Raw genomic sequence first — 13373 nt, forward strand, 5'->3', positions numbered from 1 at the left:
ACGGGGGATCGGTTTCGTGAACAGCATCAGAACGCTCTGCTTCGTCATCGCGGCGCTCTCGTCCTACGCCGCGCTCGGCTACCGGCTGATCCAGGTGCGGCGCAGCTGGCGGGACGCGACCTACCGCACGCTGATCACCACGCTGCTGTTGCAGTGCCTCACCTTCACGATGGGCGCCGTGGCCATGGGGAGCGACAGCTTCCTGGGCGTCGGCAACCTCGCCATCCTGCTGATGCACGTGACGGCGGTGGCCTTCTGCGTCAGCGCGCAGATCATCCTGCTGCGCTGGGCGGCCGGCGCCGGGGAGGCGGTCTGGCGGACCCGCTTCTGGCTGATCGCCGGCATCACCCTCAACGCGCTCCTCGTCGCGCTGTTCCTCGTCGCCGACGGTCCCGCCCGGCCGGCGGAGGACTTCAACTCCGGCAGCGGTCAGCCGCTGGTCCTCACCTATCTGCTGTTCTTCGTCGTCTCCCAGGCGATCCCCTGCGTCACCATCTTCCGCCAGTGCGGCCGCTACGCGCGGATGACGGACAACGACGCGCTGCGGCAGGCCCTGCGGATGCTCCGGGTCGCCGCGGTCGTCCTCTTCCTCTACTGCTCCGCCAGGACCGTCAACATCCTCACCGCCGCGAGCGGGATCGACATCGGGGTCTGGCAGCTCGCCTCCAACATCTTCAGCGCGGCGGGCATCGTCATCCTCTCCCTCAGCCTGACCGTCCCCTCCTGGGGCAGCCCGGTCGCCGGAATGGTGGACTGGGCGCGCAGCTACCGGTCGTACCGGACGCTGTATCCGCTCTGGCGGGATCTGTACGAGTCCTCGCCGGACATCGTCCTGGAGCCGTCCGGGGCGGCCTCGGTCTCCGATCTCGACTACCGCCTGCACCGGCGGGTCATCGAGATCCGCGACGGCTGGCGGGACCTGCGGCCCTACATCGACCGCGCCCCGGGCGGCGCCGGCGGGGCCGCCCACAGATCCGCCGACGAGCCGGAGCACGGGGTGAGTGAGGAGTCCCGGCAGGCGTTCGCCGAGGCCGCGCAGATCCGGCAGGCCCTGCGGGCCAAGCGCGCCGGCGCCGTCCCCGACGAGACCGGGAGCGCCGGGGCCACCGGGGACGCCGGGGACACAGCGGAGTTCCAGGCCCGCGGCACGGACACCTTCACGGCGGAGATCGTCTGGCTCACCAAGGTGGCGTCCGCCTACCGCAAGCTGGAGAAGTCGGGCTGACGGGAGCCGTACGGGAGAGTCCGGCCGGCCGGCCCGCGTCCCCCGTGGACCGGCCGGACGGACTCCCCCGTTTCCCCCGTGTTTCCGGTGGGCCGGGCAGGTTCTCCCCGCCCGGCCCGGGCCCGGCTCGATCCCCCGATTCCGAGCCGGGCCCGGCCGTCCGGCAGCGAACTCAGATCCCCCGTGGTCGAGTTAGCTGCCAGCTATCGGCCGGGGTCTACGGTGTCGCAGTCCCGTCGGATTGTCAACCAGCGGCTAATCTGGAAAGCTGGCGGATAGCTGAGAGCAAGTCCGAGGAGGTGGCGGGCGGGAGGGAGATCTCATATGTCCGAGACTGATGACCGGCCCGTACTGGCCGTGCGGCTGGACCAGCTCTTCAGGACGGCCCGCCCCAAGGGCAGGCACTGGACCAACGCCGAGGTGGCCGAGGAACTGAAGCGGGCCAACCCCGACCTCAGGGTCGGCGGCGTGTATCTGTCGCAGTTGCGGACGGGCAAGCGCTCCAACCCCTCCCCCGACCTGCTGGCCGCCCTGGCGCGGTTCTTCGGCGTCTCGGTGGCCTACTTCTTCGACGACGAGGTCGCCGAGTCGGTACTCGGTGAGATCGCCGCCATCGAGGCGATGCGGCAGGCCGGAGTCCGCTCGGTGGCCATGCGGGCCGCCGGGATGAAGAAGGAGAACCTCCAGGCCATCACGGCCATCATGGACCAGTACCGCCAGTTGCAGGGGCTGCCGGCGGTCACCGAACCCGTGGACGGCGACCCCGGCTCCGGCCCGGATTTCGGCCGCCCGGAGCGGACGTGAGGGGCGGGGAGTGGTGAGAGGCGGCAGAAAGGGACAGCCGGCCGACCAGGACCGCCGCGTCACCCTGAAGAGACTGCGCAAGGCCGGAGCCCGGCGGATCGCCGAACTCGATCTGCCGGTCGTCGCCGACGTGGCCGAACTCTGCCGCCATCTCGGCGAGATCCGCGACCGCCCCATCACGGTGGTGCCGATGCGGATGCCCGCGTCGCACCCGTGCGGCATGTGGGTCGCCGCCCGGGACGAGGACCTGATCTTCTACGACGCCGATACGACCGCCGCGCACCGGGAGCACATCATCTTGCACGAGCTGGGGCACATCATCTGCTGCCATCGCGGGGCGGGCCGGCTGGACGAGGCGAGCGCACGCCTCCTCTTCCCCAACCTCGACCCGGACCTCGTCCGCGACATGCTCCTGCGCGCGACCTACGACGACGTCCAGGAGCAGGAGGCGGAGATCATCGCCTATCTGCTCTCCCAGCGGCTGGCCGGCGCCGGGAAGCGCCGGGGCAGACTGCCCGCCCCGGACGGGAACGGCGAGGCCGGCGGGCGTGCCGGGACGGCCGGGGAGAACGCCACGCTGGGCCGGATCGAACGCACGCTGATCTGAGCACGGTCCGCTCAGCGCCCGGCTGCCGCTCAGCGCCCGGCTGCCGCCACCTCCTCGGCCAGTACCGACACCGCCCGCCGGATGTCCTCCTCCCGGTGTTCGCCGGTGACGAAGAACCGCAGCCGCGCGAGCCCTTCCTCCACGGCGGGGTGGAAGATCGGGTCGGCGACGACGCCCCGGGCGAACAGCCGGTCCGCGACGCGCAGCGTCCGCGCCGAATCACCGAGGAGGCACGGCACGATCGGCGTGTGGGCGCTGGAGCCGGTCGCGAGCCCGGCCGCGCGGGCCAGAGCGAGGAACAGCTCCGCGTTCCGCCGCAGCGCGCGCACCCGCTGCGGTTCGGCGGTGATCAGCTCGGTCGCGGCCAGGGCCGCCGCCGCGTTGGCCGGGGTCAGGCCGACGCTGTAGACGAAGCCCGGCAGCGTGTGCCGCAGCCACCGCACCATCCGGGCCGATCCCCCGAGGTAACCGCCGCAGCTCGCGAAGGCCTTGGAGAGGGTGCCCATCCACACGTCGACGGCGGACCGGTCGACGCCGAAGAACTCGCCGACCCCGCGGCCGCGTTCGCCCACGGTGCCGATGCTGTGCGCCTCGTCCACCATCAGCAGCGCGCCGTAACGCTTCTTCAGCTCGATCACGGCGGGCAGGTCGGCCAGGTCGCCGTCCATGCTGTAGGCGCCCTCGACCACGACCAGCACCCGCCGGAACCGGTTCCGGTTGAGCCGCAGCAGGTGCTCCAGCCGGGCGGTGTCGTTGTGCGGGAAGGGGCGCCGGGCCGCCCCGGACAGGACGCAGCCCTGGAGGATGCTGTCGTGGGCCAGCTCGTCGTGGATCACGAGGTCGCCCGCGCCGACGAGATGCCCTATCGCGGTGACGTTGGTGGCGTGGCCGCTCACCAGCGCCACGCAGTCCCCGACGCCGAGGAAGCCGGCGAGCGCCCGTTCCAGGCGCACCGTCAGGTCCCGTTCGCCGGAGAGGACCCGGCTCGCGGAGACCGAGGTCCCGTACCGCTCCACCGCCCGCCGCGCGGCCTCCCCGACCGCCGGATGGCCGGACAGGCCCAGGTAGTTGTAGCTGCCGAAGGACAGGTACTCCCGGTCACCGATGACGGTCCGGTCGCGGACGGTGCCCTCGTGCACGCGGAAGTACGGGTAGTCCGCGCCGCTCGCGGTGACGGCGCCCAGACGCTCCTCGAACCGCCGCACCTCCGGGAAGTCGTCGACGCTCGCGGCGGAGGCGTCCCACTCCGGACGCGCCCGCGGGAGCGGCACCCCGCCGGGCGCCGGCTCCCCGGTGAGGTGCGGGGCGACCAGCGCGGCCAGCCGTCCGGCGGTCAGCTCGCGGGAGAACATCTCCTCGGTGTGGAAGCCCGGCACCCGCTTGCCGAGGGCGGCCTCCAGCTCCTGCAGCATCAGGGAGTCGAAGCCGAGATCCGTCACCAGGACCGCGCCCTCGCTCAGATCGGCGCGGGGGAAGACACCGGTGCGCGACACCTCGTCGAGGACGAGGGAGAGCGCGGCGGAGGTGTCACCGGGCCGCGCCGCGGCGGGTCTCCCGCCCGGTGGCGGCGCCGGAGGGGCGGCCGGACGCTCCGCCGCCGCGCCGGTGGTTCCGGTGGTTCCGGTGGTTCCGGTGGTTCCGGTGGTTCCGGTGGTTCCGGTGGTTCCGGTGGTTCCGGTGGTTCCGGTGGTTCCGGTGGCGGGCGGGGCGTGCCCGCCGCCCGCCGCCCCGGTGGCCGCGGGCGGCTCCCCGTCCTCGCGGGCCGACTCGTCCACGACCCAGTGGTGGCGCGGGGCGAGCGGGCTGGGCGGCAGGGTGTACGGGGGTATGCGCTCCTGAGGCGGGCGGAGGCGCGCGCCGGCGGTGACGCGCTGCGCGAGCCGTGCCAGCACCGCCGCACGCGCCTCGGCGGACAGCGTGCCCGGCTCCGGCGCGGCCACCTCGGGCTGCTCGGCCGGGCCGGCCGGGCCGGTACCGGCCGTCCGCGCCGTGCCGGCCACCAGGCCCGGACCGAGGCTGCCGGTGCGGCCCGCCGCCACGGCCTCGGCCGCCGTGGCCAGCTTGGCGGCGGCGTCGGCGGTGTCCTCCGCGACCACGGCCAGCCGTTCGGCGAAGAGGGCCCGGCGGGCCAGGGTGTCCGCCACCCCGGCCGCCGGCAGCCGGTCGCCGTCGACGGCCCGGGACAGTTCCCGGGCGTGGCGGGCCAGTCCGGCACGGTCGCGGGCGCTGAGCACCAGCAGGTGCGGTCCTCCGTCCGCCGCCGGGCCGCGGGGAGGCGGGGCGGCGGGCTCCTCCAGCACCAGGTGCACCCCCGTACCGCCGAAGCCGAAGGCGCTCACGCCCGCCCGGCGGGGCTGCCCGGGCGGTCTCTCCGGCCACGTGACCGGTTCCGTCGGGACGGTGAGCCGCGCGGCGTCGAGCCCGGCGCGGTCGGCCAGGCCGAACTCCGGCTGCGGCGGTATCACCCCCCGGTGCACGGCCAGGACGGTCTTGATGAGTCCGGCGATGCCCGCGGCGTTGAGCGCGTGCCCGACGACCGCCTTCACCGCGCCGAGGTAGGCGGGCGCGGCCCCCGCCGCGATGTCCGGGCCGGGCGGGCCGCTCGGCTCCTCCCGGCCGGCCGGCCCGGCGCGGAGCCGGCGCAGGACCCCGACCTCGACCGGGTCACCGACCGTGGTCCCGGTGCCGTGCGCCTCCAGGTACCCCACCGTGTCCGGGGTGACGCCGGCGTCGCGGTAGGCCCGGCGCAGCGCCCGGAGCTGGCCGGCCGCCTCGGGGTGCATGCCGCCCTGGACGGTTCCGTCGTTGGCCGTTCCCACGCCCCGGATCACCGCGTAGACCCGGTCGCCGGCCGCCAGCGCGTCCGCCAGGGGCCGCAGGACGAGGACTCCGGCGCCCTCCCCCAGCACGAAGCCGTCGGCCTCCGCGCCGAACGGCAGGCACCGGCCGGTCCGCGAGATGGCCCCGATCCGGCACAGCCCCACCAGCAGGTCAGGGGTCACGTGCAGCTGGGCGCCGCCCGCGAGGGCGATGCGGCACCGGCCGGCGCGCAGGGCGAGGACGGCGTTGGCGACGGCCAGGAGACCGCCGGAGCACGCCGAGTCCAGCGCGTAGCTCTCGCCGTGCAGGCCGAGCACCGAACTGATCGTGTTCGGGCCCATGTTGAGCAGCAGGCCGGCCACGGAGGTGCCGTGCAGACCGCTGACCCCGCGGACGGTGTCCGCCCACCCGGGGCCGTCCGCCCGTGCCCCGAACTCGCCCCCGGCCAGCTGGCGCATCCGGATGTGCAGGGTGCTGAGCCCGCGGTAGCCGCTCTCGGTGAGCGCCGTGACGACCGAGGTCTCCTCGCGGTCGAAGCCCTCCGCCTCCCAGCCGGCGTCCTGGACGGCCTCCCGGGCGAGGTCGATCAGCAGCCGGTGCTGCGGGTCCATGGCCCTGGCCCGCCGGGGCGGGATGCCGTAGTGCGCGGCGTCGAAGTGGCCGATGCCGGGCAGCAGCGCCATGGTGTCCGTGTAGGTGGAGCTCGTGTCGCGGAAGTCGTCGCGGAGGAAGGTTTCCGCGCGCCAGCGGCCGCCGGGAACGGGGGCGAACTGGGCCCGCGGCTCCATGAGGAGGCGCCAGTACCGGTTCACGTCCGGAGCCCCCGGGAACCGGCAGGCCATGCCCACGACGGCGACGTCGTCACGGCTCGGGCCGGCCGCGGGGCCCGCCGGGGGGCCTCCCGCCGTCCCGGCCGGTGCCGTCCCCGCCGTCACCGGGAGGCCGTCACTCGCTCGCGCCACCAGCCGACCGTCGCCTTGATCTGCTCGTCGACGGGGGTGGCCCGCACCGAGAACGCCGCTTCGTAGGCGCTCGTGCCGACGACGAAGGGACGGTCGAACTGGTACCGGATGTCCTTCAGTTCGCGCAGCAACGGGGAGAAGAGCGACGCCACACCCAGGACGGCCGGCGGCAGGCCGCGCACCGCGACCGGCCCCGTCCCGGCCTCGGCGGCGAGCCGGCCGGCCATCTCCCGGACGGAGAGCGCCGGCGCCGTCGGGATGTGCCAGGCGCGCCCCCAGGCCCGCTCCTCGCCCGCGACCTCGGTCAGCGCCCGGGCCACGTCGGGGAGGTAGGTCCAGCTGTGCGGGGCGTCCGGATCGCCCAGCGTGGAGACCGGCTTGCCGCGCAGCAGGCGGGGCATGACCCGGCCGGCCAGGTGCCCGCCGTCGGTCACGCCGGGCCCGAAGAAGTCCGAGGCCCGCACCTCGACCGCCCGGATCCGGCCCTGCTCGTGCAGCTCACGGGCGTGTTCCCAGACGGCGGCGCGCACCCGGCCCTTGCGGTCGGTGGCCGCGAGCGGCAGGTCCTCGGTGATGACGCCGTCGACCGGACCGTAGCCGTAGAGGTTGCCCAGCATGACCAGGACCGCCCCGGACGCCTCGGCCGCCGCGCCGATCGACGCGGCCATCGCCGGCCACTCGTCCGCCCAGCGCGGGTAGGGCGGCGCGGCGCAGCCGTAGATCGCGTCGGCGCCGCGCACCGCCCCGGCCAGCCGCTCGCTGTCCCGCACGTCGACCGCGACGTGCTCGATGCCGGGCTCCGGACTCCGGCCCGACCTGGTGATGACACGTACGGAATGCCCCTGATCGGCCAGCAGCCGTGCGGTGGCTGCCCCGGCGGGCCCGAAACCTAAGACGACGGAAAGACTCACCCTACGCACACTAGCGCGAGCGCACCGCACCCGCGTGGGCGCTCCGGAGGCACCGGCGTGGCGGGCCGCCACGGGCCCCGGGCGGCCAACTCGCCGACGGGACCGGTCCCTCGCGGGGACGCTCGGCCGCCGTGCGCGGCGCAGCGTCCCGCGCGGGGCGCACGCGGGGCCGCACCGCGCCTGCCACCGGCCGTCGCGCAACACCTGGGCAGCACCTGATCAAGCCGTCAGGCTGGTCAGCCTCGTCAACCCGGTCACCACCACCTCACCGGCGCGCGCGTGACGGAGCGCCGGTCACCGTGCGGCCGGGTGCCCCTCCAGCACCTCGTCGGCCGGGCAGCGGCCCCGCTGGACGTAGCGGTCGGCGTAGGAGGCGACGGCGTCCACGACCGCGGTGCCCGCCCCGAGCCGGGGCAGGGCCTCCAGGGCCGCGGTGAAGCAGGTCACCGCGGCGCGCCTCAGGTCCGGGTCGGCGAGCCCGTCCCGGGCCGCGGCCGTCCACAGCGGATTGTGCGGGGCCGGGGTCCCGGCGGCGCGTCCGGCCAGGGGTTCCACGGCCCGGTGCGCGGTCCGGGCGGCGCGTGGATCGTCGAACAGGGCCGTGGTGACGGCGAGCGGCACGATCCACCCGTCGTCGCCGGGCTGCGCGTCGATCATGCGCAGCTCCAGGTGGCCGCGGGGCCGGACGGGCGGGAACAGGGTGGTGAGGTGGTAGTCGAGGTCGGCGCGGGTCGGGGGGCGCGGGGTGGCCGAGCGGGTCCACGCGCGGAAGCTCAGACCGTCCGGCACCTCCCAGGGGCCGTCCCGCCGGATGCACATCACCGGTGCGTCGAGGACGCGCCGGGCCCAGGCGCGGCGGGGGTCGTGGGCGAGGAAGGGGCCCCCGGACCGGCCCGGGCCGAGCCGCGCCCACATGAGCTGCCGTGTCGACTTCCACCCCGTGGCCCGGCCCTCGGCCAGGGGCGAGTTCGCGAACGCCGCCGTCAGCACCGCGCCCAGCCGGTGCGCGAGCCACCAGCGGCTCTCGAACCCCATGACGCCCGGTTCCTCCGTACCGGCGTCGAGGCACACCTGCACGGAGGCCGAGGCGCACATCAGGGTCCGCCCCGCCGTTCCCGTGCGGCCCAGGCTGACCTCCATGGCGTCGTACCGCGGTTCCCGGAGGAACCGGCGCGGCGGGCGCCAGGGGTCGACGCCCATGCCGGCCAGGGTCAGCCCGTGCTCGCGCAGGACGGCCCGCACGGTCCCCAGATCGGCACGGACGTCCTCGACGCACCGCCCCAGGGAGGGGGCGGGCCGGGAGCTCAACTCCAGCTGCCCGCCGGGCTCGACGCTCAGCACCGAGGTCAGCGGCAGGAGGCGCAGCGCCGCGTGGGCCGCCTCCAGCCGCCCCCGGGCGACGGGGTCGTGGGGGTCGTACTCGTCGTGGACGAGCCATTCCACCTCCACCCCGACGGTGCGCGGCGGGCCGGTCTTGAAGCAGATCCCCGCGACCAGGGCCTCCGCCTCGTCCTCGGTGACGGCCGGTGGGCCGTCCGCACCGTGCTCCGCTGGAACCGCCATCGGGGAGCCTCCTGGGTCGCCGCGGTCATGAGGGACGCGTGGGGAGAGCCGACGACAGGTACACCTGTTCGGCCGCGTCCGCTTCCAGGGTCGGCCGTGCGGCCCGGACACCACAAGAGCGCATGTCCCGGACCGCCGGGCGGCACCCGCCGGCGGCCGGGGACGCCGGTGCGGCAGCGGGACGGCACGGCACGGCACGGCGCCCAAGGGTCCGCGTCGCCTATCTTGGCGCGCATGCAGTCCTACACGATCGGCCAGGCGGCACGGCTCCTCGGCGTGAGCCCCGACACCGCGCGGCGGTGGGCGGACGCGGGCCGGATGGCGACCCATCGCGACGAGAGCGGGAAACGCCTCATCGACGGGGAGGCCCTGGCCGCCTTCTCCGTGGAACTCGCCAGGAGCGGCACCGGCGAGGAGGACGCCTCCGTCACCTCGGTCCGCAACGCCTTTCCCGGCATCGTCACCGAGATCCGGCTCGGTGACGTGGCGGCGCAGGTGGAGATCCAGGCGGGTCCGCACCGGCTGGTGTCGCTGCTCACCCGGGAGGCGGTGGAGGAACTGGGCCTGGAGGTCGGGATGGCGGCGACCGCGCGGGTGAAGTCGACGAACGTGCACGTCGACCTCCGCTGAGTACGCCTCGGTGTGCCCGGCCCCGACGCGCCGCGGCCGAGGTGGCGGCGCCGGGCGGTGATCCGGCAGGCCGTGGTCCGGCAGGCGCGGCGGCCCGCGGCCCGGCAGGCGCCGCCGGTGAGTCGGTGGGCTGGTGGACGCGCGCCGGACGGCGGGCGGAAGCCCGGACGCGCCCCCGGCCTCGCGGCCGGTCCCTCCGGACGACCGCACCCGCGCCCGGTATGTCGCACCTTGCCCCTCGCGGGGCGCACGGCACCCGGCTCCTCCGGCGCTCCGGCGGCCAGGCGGCCAGGCGGCCGAACGAGCAAGCAGCAGGAGCGCATATGCCAGGCCGATGAGCCCAGGTATCGGAGTATGCGATGGGACAGGGGTCTTTCCCCTCGCATCTACGACAGTATGATCGGCACATGAGTACCGACCCGGAGCCACGCACCGGCCGACCGGCCCGGGCCTTCCGGCCCCGGGCCACTGGGAGCGCCGTGAGGCGTCCGGCCCGGCGCGCCGTGCACCGCACGCCGGGCACCGGGACACCGGGCAGCCCCGTCCGGGCGACGGGGAGTCCGCCGGCCGGGCGCGTCCGGTCCGCCGAGCACATCGAGGGAGTGGCCCCGTGACAACTCGTTCCGCACGCCGGACCCGGCGGCGGCTCCAGGCGGGCGCCGCGGGCGCCGCCGTCCTGCTGGCCCTGAGCGCCTGCTCCTCCTCCGGTTCGGGCTCCTCCGCGGAGCGGGGTGATTCCGCCGGGAAGGCGGGTTCCGCCGCGGAGGGGCCGGCCGGCGAGGTGACGGTCTTCGCGGCCGCCTCGCTGAAGGAGAGCTTCACGGCGCTCGGCGAGGAGTTCGAGAGCCGGCATCCGGGGACGAAGGTGACCTTCAGCTTCGGGGGCAGCGACAGCCTCGCGGCGGGCATCACCGGGGGCGCGCCGGCCGACGTGTTCGCGGCCGCCAGCCCCACGACGATGAAGATCGTGGCGGACGCCGGTGGCACCGCCGGCACCCCGGTCACCTTCGCGCGCAACGAACTGAGGATGGCCACGCTCCCCGGCAACCCGCGGAAGCTCTCCTCGCTCAAGGACCTCACGCGGCCCGGCCTGAAGGTGGTGCTGTGCGACGAGGCGGTGCCGTGCGGCGCCGCCGCCCGGAAGGCCCTGGACGCCGGCGGCGTGGACCTCACCCCGGTCTCCTACGAACAGGACGTGAAGGCCGCGCTGAACAAGGTGGTGCTGAAGGAGGCGGACGCCGCCCTGGTCTACCGGACCGACGTGCGGGCCGCCGGGGACACGGTGACGGGTGTGGCGTTCCCCGAGTCGGCCGAGGCGGTGGGCGACTATCCGATCGCGCTGCTGGAGGACGCGGGGAACGCCGAGGGCGGCAAGGCGTTCATCGCGCTCGTGCGGTCCGCCGAGGGACGGAAGGTCCTCGGCGGGGCCGGGTTCCTGAAGCCGTGACGCCCGCCGGCGCCCGCGCCACCGGAGCCGCGGCCGGATCCGGTACGGCCGGGCCCTCCGCGGCTCCGTCCCGTGCGGGCGGGCCCCCCGCGGCCGGTCCCCGTACCGGCGGCCCCCGTGCCGGCCGGCCGGGGCGCCGGCGGGTCCGCGGTGGTGTTCCGCCACTTCTGCTGCTGCCCGCGCTCGCCGGTCTGGCGTTCCTCGTCCTGCCCCTCGTCGCCCTGCTGCTCAGGGCCCCCTGGCGCGGGATGCCCGACCTGCTGGCCGGGGCGGCGGTCTGGCAGGCGCTCCAGCTGTCCCTGCTCTGCGCCACGGCGGCGACGGGGGTGAGTCTGGTGATCGGGGTGCCGCTCGCCTGGCTGCTGGCGCGGGTCGAGTTCCCCGGGCGCAGGCTCCTGCGGGCCCTGGTGACGCTCCCGCTCGTCCTCCCCCCGGTGGTGGGCGGTGTGGCCCTGCTCATGGCGCTGGGCCGCAACGGGGTGGTGGGGCAGTGGCTGGACGCCTGGTTCGGGATCACCCTGCCGTTCACCACCGCCGGGGTGGTGGTCGCGGAGACCTTCGTGGCGATGCCGTTCCTGGTGATCAGCGTGGAGGGCACGCTGCGGGCCGCGGACCCCCGTTACGAGGAGGCGGCCCAGACCCTCGGCGCCTCCCGTTTCACCGCCTTCCGCCGGGTCACCCTCCCGCTCATCGCCCCGGGTGTCGCGGCCGGCGCCGTCCTGGCCTGGGCACGGGCGCTCGGCGAGTTCGGCGCGACGATCACCTTCGCCGGCAATTTCCCCGGCACCACCCAGACCATGCCGCTCGCCGTCTACCTCGCCCTCCAGAACGACCCGGAGGCGGCGATCACCCTCAGCCTCGTCCTGCTGGCCGTGTCGGTCGCGGTGCTGGCCGGGCTGCGGGACCGCTGGATGAGGTCCACGTGACCGGCACCGCGGGCGGGGCCCGCGCGACGGCCGGACCCTCCGTCGGCGCCGGGGAGGAGACGGCCGGGGGACCCGGGGAAACGGGAGCCGCGGAGGGCGGGCTCGACGCCCGGCTGGTGGCCGAGCGCGGCACGTTCCGTCTCGATGTGGCGCTGAGGGCCGCGCCCGGTGAGGTGGTCGCGCTCCTCGGCCCCAACGGCTCCGGCAAGACGACCGCCCTGCGGGCCCTGGCCGGCCTGCTGCCGCTCACCGGGGGGCATCTGCGGCTGGACGGCGAGGACCTGGAGCGCAGGCCGCCGGAGTCCCGCCCCGTCGGCGTCGTCTTCCAGGACTATCTGCTCTTCCCGCACCTCACGGCGGTGGACAACGTGGCCTTCGGGCCCCGCTGCCGGGGCACGGCCAAGGCGCGGGCCCGTGCGGAGGCCCGCGCGTGGCTGGACCGCATGGGCCTGGCGGACCACGCCGGGAAGAAACCGCGCGGGCTCTCCGGCGGCCAGGCCCAGCGGGTCGCCCTGGCCCGCGCCCTGGCCACCCGGCCCCGGCTGCTGCTCCTCGACGAGCCCCTCGCCGCGCTCGACGCCCGCACCCGCCTGGACGTCCGGGCCCGGCTCCGTCACCACCTGGCCGGCTTCGAGGCGGTCGCCGTGCTGGTCACGCACGAACCGCTGGACGCGATGGTCCTGGCGGACCGTGTCGTCGTCGTGGAGGACGGCCGTGTCGTGCAGGAGGGCAGCCCGGCCGACGTCGCCCGCCGGCCGCGCACCGACTACGTCGCCCGGCTGGTCGGCCTCAACCTCTACCGGGGAGAGGCCCGCGGGCACACGGTACGGGTCGACGGCGGGCCCGTGATCGCCACGGCCGACGACCTCACCGGCCCGGCGTTCGTCGCCTTCCCGCCCGGCGCGGTCACCCTCCACGGCGACCGGCCCACCGGCTCCGGCGCCCGCGACGCCCGGCGCTGCGCGGTGGCCGGCCTGGAGTCCCACGGTGACCTGGTCCGCGTCGATCTCACCGGTGAGCTGCCCCTGGTCTCCGATCTGACCACGGTCGCCGCCGCGGAGCTGGACCTCCGGCCCGGGGCCACGGTGTGGGCGGTGGTCGACGCCGCCCGGGCCCGCGCGTACCGCGCCTGACGGGTCGTGGGTCACGGCGGGGAGGGCCGCCCGGAGCAGGCCGGGCGGGAATTCCCGGTGCCCCCGGCGGCACGGCGCGGCTCCGTGATGTCAGGGTGTGCCGTGCGGCCGTGGGCCGCGGAATTCCGGACCCGGGATCCGGGCACCGGTGGCACAATTCACCGGGCTTCCGAGTGATCCCGCGCGGGCGTCATCCCAGTGTCCGGAAGATGAATTCGGGGAAATCGCGGCGCGTGAAAGGAGCGGCACGGCCGAGCGGTACGGAAATGCCGTCCAGTCCATTGTTCCCGGCGCTCCGGGGGAGCACTTCCGGGATTCACTTCCGACCGATAGGGGCCGGTTACC

Annotated in this window: 10 protein-coding genes; 7 read left to right on the forward strand and 3 right to left on the reverse strand. The window is 75.5% G+C overall.

Annotated elements, in window-relative coordinates; translation table 11 throughout:
* The first annotated feature begins 16 nt into the window (after positions 1 to 16).
* The 3 genes from HCK00_RS11370 to HCK00_RS11380 all read left to right on the forward strand — a co-directional run bounded on the left by HCK00_RS11370 (position 17) and on the right by HCK00_RS11380 (position 2636).
* Entirely contained in the window at positions 17 to 1225 is a 1209-nt protein-coding gene (locus HCK00_RS11370; protein ID WP_168101727.1) for an MAB_1171c family putative transporter, read from the forward strand.
* 324 nt (positions 1226 to 1549) lie between these two features.
* On the forward strand, positions 1550 to 2029 hold the full coding sequence (locus HCK00_RS11375) for a helix-turn-helix domain-containing protein (RefSeq protein ID WP_168101728.1): 480 nt from the start codon (positions 1550 to 1552) through the stop codon (positions 2027 to 2029).
* Between the two features lie 13 nt (positions 2030 to 2042).
* A complete protein-coding gene (locus HCK00_RS11380) occupies positions 2043 to 2636 on the forward strand; it encodes a toxin (protein WP_168101729.1) in 594 nt (197 codons plus the stop codon).
* Between the two features lie 29 nt (positions 2637 to 2665).
* On the opposite strand, the gene HCK00_RS11385 is transcribed toward HCK00_RS11380, so the two are convergent.
* From HCK00_RS11385 to egtA, 3 genes are all read right to left on the reverse strand, one after another.
* Positions 2666 to 6418, reverse strand: coding sequence for an aminotransferase class I/II-fold pyridoxal phosphate-dependent enzyme (locus tag HCK00_RS11385; protein ID WP_311765264.1), 3753 nt, complete (start codon positions 6416 to 6418; stop codon positions 2666 to 2668).
* A complete protein-coding gene (locus tag HCK00_RS11390; RefSeq protein ID WP_168101730.1) occupies positions 6388 to 7329 on the reverse strand; it encodes an NAD-dependent epimerase/dehydratase family protein in 942 nt (313 codons plus the stop codon). Before HCK00_RS11390 ends, HCK00_RS11385 begins: the two co-directional genes overlap by 31 nt.
* Before the next feature lie 294 nt (positions 7330 to 7623).
* Complete coding sequence (egtA, locus tag HCK00_RS11395) at positions 7624 to 8892, reverse strand: ergothioneine biosynthesis glutamate--cysteine ligase EgtA (protein WP_168101731.1); 1269 nt, start codon at positions 8890 to 8892, stop codon at positions 7624 to 7626.
* Between the two features lie 234 nt (positions 8893 to 9126).
* Here egtA and HCK00_RS11400 point away from each other — a divergent pair, with 234 nt between their 5' ends.
* The 4 genes from HCK00_RS11400 (at position 9127) to HCK00_RS11415 (ending at position 13028) form a co-directional block, all read left to right on the forward strand.
* Positions 9127 to 9522, forward strand: a complete 396-nt coding sequence (locus tag HCK00_RS11400) for a TOBE domain-containing protein (RefSeq protein WP_168101732.1) — start codon at positions 9127 to 9129, stop codon at positions 9520 to 9522.
* 610 nt (positions 9523 to 10132) lie between these two features.
* Positions 10133 to 10969, forward strand: coding sequence for a molybdate ABC transporter substrate-binding protein (gene modA / locus HCK00_RS11405; protein WP_168101733.1), 837 nt, complete (start codon positions 10133 to 10135; stop codon positions 10967 to 10969).
* Positions 10966 to 11895 carry a molybdate ABC transporter permease subunit gene (modB, locus tag HCK00_RS11410; RefSeq protein ID WP_168101734.1) on the forward strand — a complete coding sequence of 310 codons (930 nt, stop codon included), beginning with the start codon at positions 10966 to 10968 and terminating at the stop codon, positions 11893 to 11895. Before modA ends, modB begins: the two co-directional genes overlap by 4 nt.
* A gap of 113 nt (positions 11896 to 12008) precedes the next feature.
* Positions 12009 to 13028 carry an ABC transporter ATP-binding protein gene (locus tag HCK00_RS11415; protein ID WP_206320248.1) on the forward strand — a complete coding sequence of 340 codons (1020 nt, stop codon included), beginning with the start codon at positions 12009 to 12011 and terminating at the stop codon, positions 13026 to 13028.
* Positions 13029 to 13373 lie beyond the last annotated feature (345 nt).

Source organism: Streptomyces zingiberis (assembly GCF_012034935.1).
Taxonomy (GTDB): domain Bacteria; phylum Actinomycetota; class Actinomycetes; order Streptomycetales; family Streptomycetaceae; genus Streptomyces; species Streptomyces zingiberis.

What these genes read in the sequence shown, in the direction of transcription:
- HCK00_RS11375 (WP_168101728.1), top strand. Translation starts at nt 1,550, where the DNA reads ATGTCCGAGACTGATGACCGGCCCGTACTGGCCGTGCGGCTGGACCAG.
- egtA (WP_168101731.1), bottom strand. Translation starts at nt 8,892, where the DNA reads ATGGCGGTTCCAGCGGAGCACGGTGCGGACGGCCCACCGGCCGTCACC.
- HCK00_RS11400 (WP_168101732.1), top strand. Translation starts at nt 9,127, where the DNA reads ATGCAGTCCTACACGATCGGCCAGGCGGCACGGCTCCTCGGCGTGAGC.